The 9,650-nt window shown below is 69.4% G+C and carries 9 protein-coding genes; 7 read left to right on the top strand and 2 right to left on the bottom strand.

Annotated features, from left to right (window positions below; genetic code table 11):
• Window positions 1–115: 115 nt before the first annotated feature.
• The 7 genes from JUB11_RS28745 to JUB11_RS28775 all read left to right on the top strand — a co-directional run bounded on the left by JUB11_RS28745 (window position 116) and on the right by JUB11_RS28775 (window position 8,852).
• A complete protein-coding gene (locus tag JUB11_RS28745) occupies window positions 116–1,393 on the top strand; it encodes a cation:proton antiporter (protein ID WP_348771527.1) in 1,278 nt (425 codons plus the stop codon).
• A 150-nt stretch (window positions 1,394–1,543) separates the two neighbouring features.
• Complete coding sequence (locus JUB11_RS28750) at window positions 1,544–2,197, top strand: hypothetical protein (RefSeq protein WP_207462231.1); 654 nt, start codon at window positions 1,544–1,546, stop codon at window positions 2,195–2,197.
• Between the two features lie 155 nt (window positions 2,198–2,352).
• On the top strand, window positions 2,353–4,629 hold the full coding sequence (glgX, locus tag JUB11_RS28755) for a glycogen debranching protein GlgX (protein ID WP_207462232.1): 2,277 nt from the start codon (window positions 2,353–2,355) through the stop codon (window positions 4,627–4,629).
• A 143-nt stretch (window positions 4,630–4,772) separates the two neighbouring features.
• Window positions 4,773–6,941: a heavy metal translocating P-type ATPase gene (locus JUB11_RS28760; RefSeq protein ID WP_247887396.1), complete on the top strand. Its 2,169-nt coding sequence runs from the start codon at window positions 4,773–4,775 to the stop codon at window positions 6,939–6,941.
• Complete coding sequence (locus JUB11_RS28765; RefSeq protein ID WP_247887397.1) at window positions 6,938–7,903, top strand: cation diffusion facilitator family transporter; 966 nt, start codon at window positions 6,938–6,940, stop codon at window positions 7,901–7,903. Before JUB11_RS28760 ends, JUB11_RS28765 begins: the two co-directional genes overlap by 4 nt.
• A 41-nt stretch (window positions 7,904–7,944) precedes the next feature.
• Window positions 7,945–8,526 carry a TetR/AcrR family transcriptional regulator gene (locus JUB11_RS28770; RefSeq protein WP_207462233.1) on the top strand — a complete coding sequence of 194 codons (582 nt, stop codon included), beginning with the start codon at window positions 7,945–7,947 and terminating at the stop codon, window positions 8,524–8,526.
• Window positions 8,523–8,852, top strand: a complete 330-nt coding sequence (locus tag JUB11_RS28775) for a multidrug efflux SMR transporter (RefSeq protein WP_207462234.1) — start codon at window positions 8,523–8,525, stop codon at window positions 8,850–8,852. The genes JUB11_RS28770 and JUB11_RS28775 overlap by 4 nt, the downstream gene beginning before the upstream one ends.
• Before the next feature lie 63 nt (window positions 8,853–8,915).
• On the opposite strand, the gene JUB11_RS28780 is transcribed toward JUB11_RS28775, so the two are convergent.
• Together JUB11_RS28780 and JUB11_RS28785 are read right to left on the bottom strand one after the other, a co-directional pair.
• Complete coding sequence (locus JUB11_RS28780; RefSeq protein WP_207462245.1) at window positions 8,916–9,197, bottom strand: hypothetical protein; 282 nt, start codon at window positions 9,195–9,197, stop codon at window positions 8,916–8,918.
• A 216-nt stretch (window positions 9,198–9,413) separates the two neighbouring features.
• Window positions 9,414–9,650, bottom strand: a 237-nt coding sequence (locus JUB11_RS28785; RefSeq protein WP_207462235.1) for a hypothetical protein, incomplete at its 5' end; no start/stop codon positions are given.

Below are 9,650 nucleotides of genomic sequence, written 5' to 3' on the forward strand. Positions count from 1 at the left end.
CCGGGCCGAAGGGCGGGCCGGAGCGCCGGGAAAGCGCACGGGAACGGGGCGGCGGAGCAAAACAGCCCGCTGCCCTGTTACTCCTGCTCTTTCTCTGACGTATCGGGCGGGGCACGTGGAGCTGGATCCCTACATCGCGGCGATGACCGGCGCCGGTCTGCTCATCCTCATGGTGGCGTGGCTGCCCATGCTGCTGAAGGAGCTGCCGCTCTCCCTGCCGATCTTCTGCGTCGCGGCGGGCTACGGGCTGTTCCTGTTCATCGGCCATGAGAACCCGCACCCGCTCCGCTTCCCGGAAACGGCGGAGCGGCTGACCGAACTGGTGGTGATCGTCTCGCTCACCGGCTGCGGGTTGAAGCTCGACCGCCCGATCGGACGGGAGGCCTGGCAGGTCACTTGGCGGCTGCTCGGCGTGGCGATGCCGCTCTCCATCCTGGCGCTCGCCCTGCTGGGCTGGAGCTGGATGGGCACCTCCCTCTCCGCCGCCGTGCTGCTGGGGGCCGCACTCGCCCCGACCGACCCGGTGCTCGCGTCGGACATCCAGGTCGGCCCGCCCGGCTCGGGCGAGGAGGACGAGGTGCGCTTCAGCCTGACGTCCGAGGCCGGGCTGAACGACGGGCTGGCCTTCCCCTTCGTCAACCTCGCCGTCGCCATCGCCCTGCACGGGGCCGCACCCGGCGACTGGACCTGGCACTGGCTGGGGGTGGACGTGCTGTGGAAGGTCGGGGCGGGAATCGCGATGGGGGTGCTGGTCGGCTGGGGGCTCGGCTATCTCACCTTCAACCTGCCGAACCGGGCGCGGCTGTCGCGCACGGGGGATGGCTTCCTGGCGCTCGCCATGACCTTCCTCGCCTACGGGCTGACGGAGATCATCCACGGCTACGGTTTCCTCGCCGTCTTCGTGGCGGCGCTGGTCTTCCGCCGGACCGAGGGCAGCCACGACTACCACGACAAGCTGCACGGCTTCGCGGAGGAGGTCGAGCGGCTGCTCATGATGCTGCTGCTCGTGCTGTTCGGCGGCGCGCTGGCCGAGGGACTGCTGAACGCCCTGACCTGGGAGGCGGCGGTGGGCGGGCTGGTCTTCCTCTTCCTCATCCGTCCGGCCGCCGTCTGGCTGAGCGCGCTGGGGCTGAAGCGCCCGCCGCTGGAGGTGCTGGCCATCGGCTTCTTCGGGATCCGCGGCCTCGGCTCCTTCTATTACGTGTCCTACGGGCTGAACAAAACGGAATGGCAGGAGGCGGAGGCGATCTGGGCGACGGTCGGCTTCGTGGTGCTGGTCTCGGTCGTCCTGCACGGCACGACCGTGACCCCGGCCATGCGCCTTCTCGACCGCCGCCGCACCGCCGCCGAGCGTCGGGCCGCCCGGAAGGAGGGCGCCCCGGTCCCTGGGTGAGCCGGAGGGAAGGGACACCCTTTGTCACAGCCGGAGCTTGACTTTGGCGGGGAGAAACACCGGCCAGATCTTGAAGCAAACCCGGCCATGGCCTACAATATAAAGTGGTTGTCTCGCGGAAGAGCACGAATCCTGGGCGGAGGGCACGACGTGGCGACACTGAAGGAATTCGAGGACGCGCTGCGGGAGCAGGGCAACACGGCGGCCCTGGAGGTCCTCGCGGCCTTGCGCGAGCGCGACAAGGCCAGCCGTTCCGCCCGCCCGGCCCGCCGCATCACCGGCCGGAAGATGACGCCCGAACTGGCGCGCGAGATCATCCATCTCAACCAGACCACCGAGATGACCCAGCAGGAGATCGCCTTCCAGCTCGGAGTGAACCAGGGCCGCGTCAACGAGGTGCTGAAGCACGGCAAATGGCTGGACGGCGACCCCAACTCGCCCGAGGCCAAGGCGCGCGACCGCGGCGTCGAGCGCGCCAAGGAGGGCGTGGGCATCGCGCCCCGCCCGCCCCGCCCGCGCCGGAGTGCCCCGAAGGCCGAGGTGCCGGCGGCCGCGCCCGTGACCGCCGCGCCCGTGACCGCCGCGCCGGCGGAATCTGCCCCCGAACCGCAGGCCAAACCGCAGGCTGCCGAACAGCAAGCCCCCGAACCGCAGGCGGTCCAGCCGCAGGCCGCCGAGGCGGCGCCAAAGCCGGAGCGGAAGGCCAAGTCCCGCGCGAAGCCGGACGCCGAGCCGAAGGCCGAAGCCAAGCCCGGCCCCAAATCCGGTCCCAAGCCCGGCCCGCAGCAGCTTACCTTCTTCTGATGGAGTTTGCCTTTTCGTGAAGGTCTTCCTCGCCGAAAGGAAAGGGGACCCCACAGGAACAACATGGCCCCGATTTGGTTGAATGCCGCGCCGCTGCGCCTGCGCACGATCCTTTGCCGTGCGCCGCAGCCGCCGCAGAACCGGGGGAGCCGAGCATGGTGTTCATCAACAAGACGTCGTCGCGCATTACCGAGGGGCAGCCCTTTCCGCTCGGAGCCACCTGGGATGGCCTGGGCGTCAACTTCTCCCTGTTCTCCGCCAACGCGACCAAAGTCGAACTCTGCATCTTCGACGACAACGGCGAGACCGAACTCGAACGCATCGAGCTGCCGGAATACACGAACGAGATCTGGCACGGCTATCTGCCCGACGCCCATCCGGGGATGGTCTACGCCTACCGGGTCCACGGCCCCTACGATCCCGAGAACGGGCACCGCTTCAACCCGAACAAGCTGGTGCTCGACCCCTACGCCAAGGCGATCATGGGCGAGATCAAGTGGAACCCGGCCCATTTCGGCTATGTGATGGATTCGCCGGACCTCGACCTGTCCTTCGACGACCGCGACAGCGCGCCCTACATGTCGAAATGCAAGGTGATCGACCCGGCCTTCACCTGGGGCAAGGAGCGCAAGCCCAACATCCCCTGGGAACGGACGATCTTCTACGAAACCCACGTCAAGGGCTTCACGAAGCTGAACCCGGCCGTGCCGCCGAACCTGCGCGGCACCTACGCCGGCCTCGCGGTGAAGGAGGTCGTGGACTACATCAAGAATCTCGGTGTGACCTCGGTCGAGCTGCTGCCCGTGCACGCCTTCGTGCAGGACCAGCATCTGGTGGACAAGGGGCTGGCGAACTACTGGGGCTACAACAGCATCGGCTTCTTCGCGCCGGAAATCCGCTATTCCGGCACCGGCAAGCTCACCGAGTTCAAGGAGATGGTGAACCGCCTTCACGACGCCGGGCTGGAGGTGATCCTCGACGTGGTCTACAACCACACCGCCGAGGGCAACGAGCGCGGGCCGACCCTGTCCTTCAAGGGCATCGACAACGCCAGCTACTACCGCCTGATCCCCGACCAGAAGCGCTACTACATCAACGAGACCGGCACCGGGAACACGCTGAATCTCAGCCACCCGCGCGTGCTCCAGATGGTCACGGACAGCCTGCGCTACTGGGTCAACGAGATGCATGTCGACGGCTTCCGCTTCGACCTCGCCACCATCCTCGGCCGCGAGCCCTACGGCTTCGACGAGGGCGGCGGCTTCCTCGACAGCTGCCTTCAGGACCCGGTCCTCTCCAGCGTCAAGCTGATCGCCGAGCCCTGGGACTGCGGCCCCGGCGGCTACCAGGTCGGGGGCTTCCCGCCGGGCTGGGCGGAGTGGAACGACAAGTACCGGGACACGGTGCGCTCCTTCTGGAAGGGCGACGAAGGCAAGCTGCCGGACCTCGCCGCCCGCCTCAGCGCGTCGGGCGACGTGTTCAACCGGCGCGGCCGCAAGCAGTGGGCGAGCGTGAACTTCATCACCGCCCATGACGGCTTCACGCTGAACGACCTCGTCTCCTACAACGACAAGCACAACGAGGAGAACGGCGAGGGCAACAACGACGGCCACTCCAACAACCTGTCCTGGAACCACGGGGTGGAGGGGCCGACCGACGACCCGGAAATCCTGGACCTCCGCTTCCGCCAGAAATGCAATCTGCTGGCCACGCTGATGCTGTCCCAGGGCACGCCGATGCTGCTGGCCGGCGACGAGTTCGGCAACAGCCAGAAGGGCAACAACAACGCCTACTGCCAGGACAACGAGATCACCTGGCTGGATTGGGAGAACATCGACGAGGACGGGCAGGCGCTGCTCGCCTTCGCGCGCAAGGTCATAGCGCTGCGTCAGTCCTTCCCGATCCTGCGGCGAGGGCGCTTCGCGACCGGCGAGTACAACGCCGAGCTGGACGTCAAGGACGTGCGCTGGCTGACTCCCTCGGCCACCGACATGGGGCCGGAACACTGGCAGGACGGCAACGCCCGCTGCCTCGGCATGCTGCTGGACGGGCGGGCGCAGGCCACGGGCATCCGGCGCCCCGGCATGGACGCCACCACGCTGCTGGTGGTGAATTCCTACCATGACGTGGTGCGCTTCAAGCTGCCGGAGGTCGTCGGCGGGCACACCTGGCGCTGCCTGCTGGACACCAACATGCCGGAAAGCGACGACGCACCCCGCATCGGGACGGGCGAGGAGTTCGAGGTGACCGGCCGGTCGCTGCTCTTCTTCGCGCTCGAGCCCGAGGGGCGGGCGTCGGTGTCGCTGCGCCGGGCCGCCCGCGCCCTTAGGGAAGCCGCAGCCGCGCCCGCGGTGCCGTCGGCCGAGGCGGCATCGTCCGAAGCGGCGCCGGCCAACGGCAACGGCAGGGCCGATCCGGCCAAGACGCGCTGACCGGTTCGAGTGGTGCAGAAAGGCTCGGGCGGAGGAACTGCCCGGGCCTTTTCCCTTTTCAGGGCTGGCCTCCGCAAAGACCCTTGACCCTCCAGCGGCTGGAAGCCCCATCTTCGAAGGAGAGAGTCCGTCAGGAGCGTGTGATGCAGGAACAGGCACCGGCCCTGCGCTACCGGATCGCGGGCATGGACTGCCCGAGCTGCGTCGGCAAGGTGGAAACCGCTTTGCGGCGCATTCCGGGCGTGGGGAACCTCGCCCTCAACTACCATTCGCAGACCCTGCGGGTGGAGCTGGACGAGGCCACGACGCGGCGCGCGGCGCTGGAGGACACGGTCCGCGCGCTCGGCTACGGCGTCGAGCCCATCGGCGACCTGCGTGTCGTCCCGGGCGCGGAGGGCGGGCCCGCGATGGAGAGCGCGCCCGAACCCTCCTGGTGGCGCACGCCGAAGGGCAGGGTGACGCTGCTGATCGCCCTGCTGGTCGCCGGGGGTTACGCCCTCTCGGCGCTCCTCCCCGATGTCGGCCACCTGGCCTTCCTGCCGGCGGCGCTGCTGGGCTTGGCCGTGTTCGGCCGCCGTGCCGTCCTGCTGGCCCGGATGGGTTCGCCCTTCAGCATCGAGATGCTGATGTCCGTCGCCACGGCGGGCGCGCTCGTCATCGGGGAGACGGCCGAGGCCTCCGTCGTCGTGCTGCTCTTCGCCGTGGGCGAACTGCTGGAGGGGGTGGCGGCGGGCACCGCGCGCTCCGGCATCAAGGCGCTGGGCGCGCTGGTCCCGCGCACCGCCCTGCTGATCGAGGGCGAGGCCGCCCGCGAGGTTCCGGCGGCGGTGCTGGAACCCGGCCAGCTCGTCCTCGTCCGTCCAGGCGACCGGGTGGCGGCCGACGGGACGGTGGAGGAGGGCGAGTCCGAGGCCGACGAATCCCCGATCACCGGGGAGTCCGTGCCGGTCGCCAAGGGCGCCGGCTCGCCCGTCTACGCCGGCAGCATCAACGGTGGCGGAGCCCTGCGCGTCCGGGTGACCCGGACGGCGGAGGACAACACCATCGCCCGCATCGTCCATCTGGTCGAGGAGGCGCAGGCCTCAAAATCGCCGACGGCCCGCTTCATCGAACGGTTCAGCGCCCGCTACACGCCCGCCGTGATCCTCGCCTCGGCCCTGACGATGCTGGTCCCGCCGCTCGCCTTCGGGGCGGAGTGGCGCGAGTGGATCTATCGCGGGCTCGCCCTTCTGCTGATCGGCTGCCCTTGCGCGCTGGTCCTGTCCACTCCGGCGGCCGTGGCCTCGGGCATCGCCGCCGCCGCCCGGCGCGGTCTGCTCGTCAAGGGAGGCGCCGCGCTGGAGGCCATCGGCCGCGTCCGCACGGTCGCCTTCGACAAGACGGGCACCCTGACGGCGGGACGGCCGCAGATCACCGACCTCCTTCCGCTCGGCGGGACCGAGCGCACGCTGCTGGGGCTGGCCGCCGCCGTCGAGAACGGCTCGAGCCATCCGCTCGCGCGCGCCATCCTCGACCGGGCGGCGCTGGACGCCGTTCCGCTCCGCCCGGCGCGCGACCGCCGGGCGCTTCCCGGCCGCGCGGCGCAGGCCTCGGTCGGCGGCCGGCTGGTCGAGGTCGGCTCGCCGCGCCACGCGGCGGAGCGCTGCGGCGGGCTGGACCCGTCTTTGGCCGAGAGCATCGGCGCGCTGGAGGAGGCGGGCAAGACGGTGGTCCTGGTCCTCGCCGGCGGCGAACCGGCCGGGCTGATCGCATTGCGCGACGAACCGCGCCCGGGTGCGGCGCGCGGGATCGCGGCACTCCGCGACCTCGGCGTCGAGACGGTCATGCTGACCGGTGACAACCGCCGGACCGGCGAGGCGGTCGGCCGGGCGCTGGGCCTCGCGGTGATGGCCGAGCTCCTGCCGGAGGACAAGCTCCGCGCCATCGCCGGCCTGAAGGCGGAGAAGCCCGTCGCCATGGTCGGCGACGGCATCAACGACGGCCCCGCCCTGGCCGCGGCGGACGTCGGAATCGCCATGGGCGGAGGAACGGACGTGGCGCTGGAGACCGCCGACGCGGCACTGCTCGGCAACCGGCTGTCGGGCGTTGCCGCCCTGATACGACTGTCGCGGGCGACCATGGCGAACATCCGGCAGAACGTGGCCTTCGCGCTGGGGCTGAAGGCGGTCTTCCTGGTGACCACGATCGCCGGGGTGACGGACCTGTGGCTCGCCATCCTGGCGGACACCGGCGCCACCGTGATCGTCACGCTCAACGCACTGCGGCTGCTGAACCAGCCAGCAGAGCCGGACCTTGCGGAAGAGGGCGCATGATGGCGCAGGAGCATTCCCACCATCACCATCATGATCATGGCCACGACCATGGCCATGATCATGACGGCCACGCGCACGGGCACCACGCCCATGCCGTGACGGCGCAGAGCGAGCGCAAGGTCCTCTGGGCCATGCTGCTGACGGGCGGCTTCATGCTGGTGGAGGTGGCGGGCGGCCTGCTGTCGGGCTCGCTCGCCTTGATCGCCGACGCCGGGCACATGCTCACCGACTTCGCGTCGCTGGCGCTGGCCTGGTTCGCCTTCCGGCTCGCCCGGCGGCCGGCCGACCCGAAGCGCTCCTACGGCTATCACCGCTTCCAGGTGCTGGCCGCCTTCGTGAACGGGCTTTCCCTCTTCGTCCTGTCCGTCTGGATCGCGGTGGAGGCGCTGGGCCGGCTCTTCGATCCGGTCGAGGTGCTGGGCGCGGAGATGCTGGCCGTCGCCGTCCTGGGCCTTCTGGTGAACATGGCGTCCTTCTGGATCCTGCACCGCGGGGGCGAGGAGAACCTGAACGTCCGTGGTGCCGCCCTGCACGTGCTGGGCGACCTGCTGGGCTCCGTCGCCGCCATCGCCGCGGCGCTGGTGATCCTCTGGACCGGCTGGATGCCCATCGACCCCATCCTGTCGATCCTGGTTGTCCTGCTGATCCTGCGTGGCGCCTGGACGGTGACGAAGGAATCCGGCCACATCCTGTTGGAAGGGGCGCCGGACGGGCTCGATGCCGCCCGCATCGGCGCCGCCGTCCGGACCGTGCCGGGCGTCACGGACGTCCATCATGTTCATGCCTGGTCCCTGACCAGCGAGCGCCCGATGCTCACCCTCCATGCGGTCATCGACCAGCAGGCGGACGACAAGGCGACCCTCGTCGCCATCGACCGGCTGCTCCAGGAACGCTTCGGCCTCGCCCACGCGACGGTGCAGATCGAACGCGGCGGCTGCCTCAACCCCGGCAGGGACTGCTGAGAGGCTTGCCTTACATACCGTCCAGACGGTATGTAAGAAGCATGACCGAGACCCGTCCCCGCAAGCGCCAGCCCGACCTCACCCAGCAGAAGCTGCTGGAGATGGCCGGCGAACTCGTGAACGAGATGGGCGTTGCCGCCCTGACGCTGGAAGCCGTCGCCAAACGGGCGGGGGTCAGCAAGGGCGGGCTCCTGCACCACTTTCCCAGCAAGGCCGCGCTCCTCGCCGCGATGGTCGAGGATCTGTCCGGGCGCTTCTTCGACGGTGTCGCGACGCGGGCCGCCGCCGACCCGGACCCCCATGGGCGGAGCGCCCGCGCTTATGTCCGCACCGCGGCGGACGAGGCTGTCAGCGACCAGCAGCGCTGGGGCGCGCTCAGCGCCGCCTTCCTGTCGGACCCCATGCTGCTGGACGGCTGGCGGGCGCGCCTCGCCGGCCTGCGCACGCTGGACCAGGGCGAGTCCGCCGATCCCATCGGCGCCCTGGTCGCCCGCCTCGCGGCGGACGGGCTGTGGTTCGCCGACGTGTGCCGGCTCCACGCCATCGACGGCGACACGCGCCGTCTGGTCGTCGAACGCCTGTTGTCCATGACGAAATCCGATGCCGGGGAGCCCCGCCGATGAGCTACGTCTATCTCTGCGCGGCCATTGTCCTGGAGGTGCTCGGCACCTCGGCCCTCCAGGCCTCGCAGCAGTTCACCCGGCTCATTCCCGTGGTGATCATGGTTTGCTGCTACGGTGTGTCCTTCTTCCTGCTGTCCCTGTCGCTGAAGGTCCTGCCGGTCGGCATCGCCTACGCGATCTGGAGCGGCCTCGGCATCGTCCTGATCTCCGCCGTCGGCACCCTCTGGTTCAAGCAGCCCCTCGACCTGCCCGCCGTGATCGGGCTGGGGCTGATCGTCGCTGGGGTGGCCGTGGTGAACCTGTTCTCGAAGTCGGTCAGTCACTGAACCGGGATCAAAGGCTTCCGCCCGGCGGACGCGCCGGTCCGCTGGGCGGGTCCTCACGCGCTCTCAGTCGGTGACGTTCTTGCGGACGCCGTAATCGCCTTTCATGTAGGCGTCGTCGCCCTTTTCCTGCCCCTCGGGGATGCGCTGGGTCTTGGGCACCGCGCCTTCGGGGGCGACGTCCATCGACGGGCGGGTGCCGGCGGCCTCGTCGTCGGTGCCGAGCGGGGAGGCGGCGGGGTCAGCGGCGGGGACCTTGTCGCCGGTCAGGCCCTTGTCGATGGCGTCGCGCAGCCATTGCGCGGCCATGTTCGGCACCGGAGCCTGCTCGTCGTTGTTCTGAGCCATTCGGGAACCTCGGAATTGCTGGATTGTGGTTACGGAAACTCTTCCATCCAACCCGTCCGCATCCTCGCCGGTTCCCTGGAAAGCGGGCCGCCGCGGAGCCTTAAAAGATCACAGCGCAAAAACTCGCGAGAATCGCAGTCGTGGGCTTGCAGCGGCCGGTGAGCTGCCCATATACCCAATCAGTCGTCAACAACCGAAAGGAGGTGATCCTGTGTCTCATTGTCTTTCTCTGCTGCCGTCGGGCGCCATGACCGGGATCCAGGCCTCTGCCGAGGGTTCCGCTGTCTGACAAAGACGCGTCGTGGTCCCGATGGATTGTGGAATGACAATGGAAGGGCTGCCGGAAACGGCGGCCCTTCTTTGTTTGGTGCGCCCAGCATGGGCGTTCTCTTGTGGGTGCAAGTCCCATCGTAAGCTGATCACGGCGAGCGAAGTGAAGCGCAACTGCGGAAG

The organism is Azospirillum sp. SYSU D00513 (genome assembly GCF_017356015.1).
Taxonomy (GTDB): domain Bacteria; phylum Pseudomonadota; class Alphaproteobacteria; order Azospirillales; family Azospirillaceae; genus Azospirillum.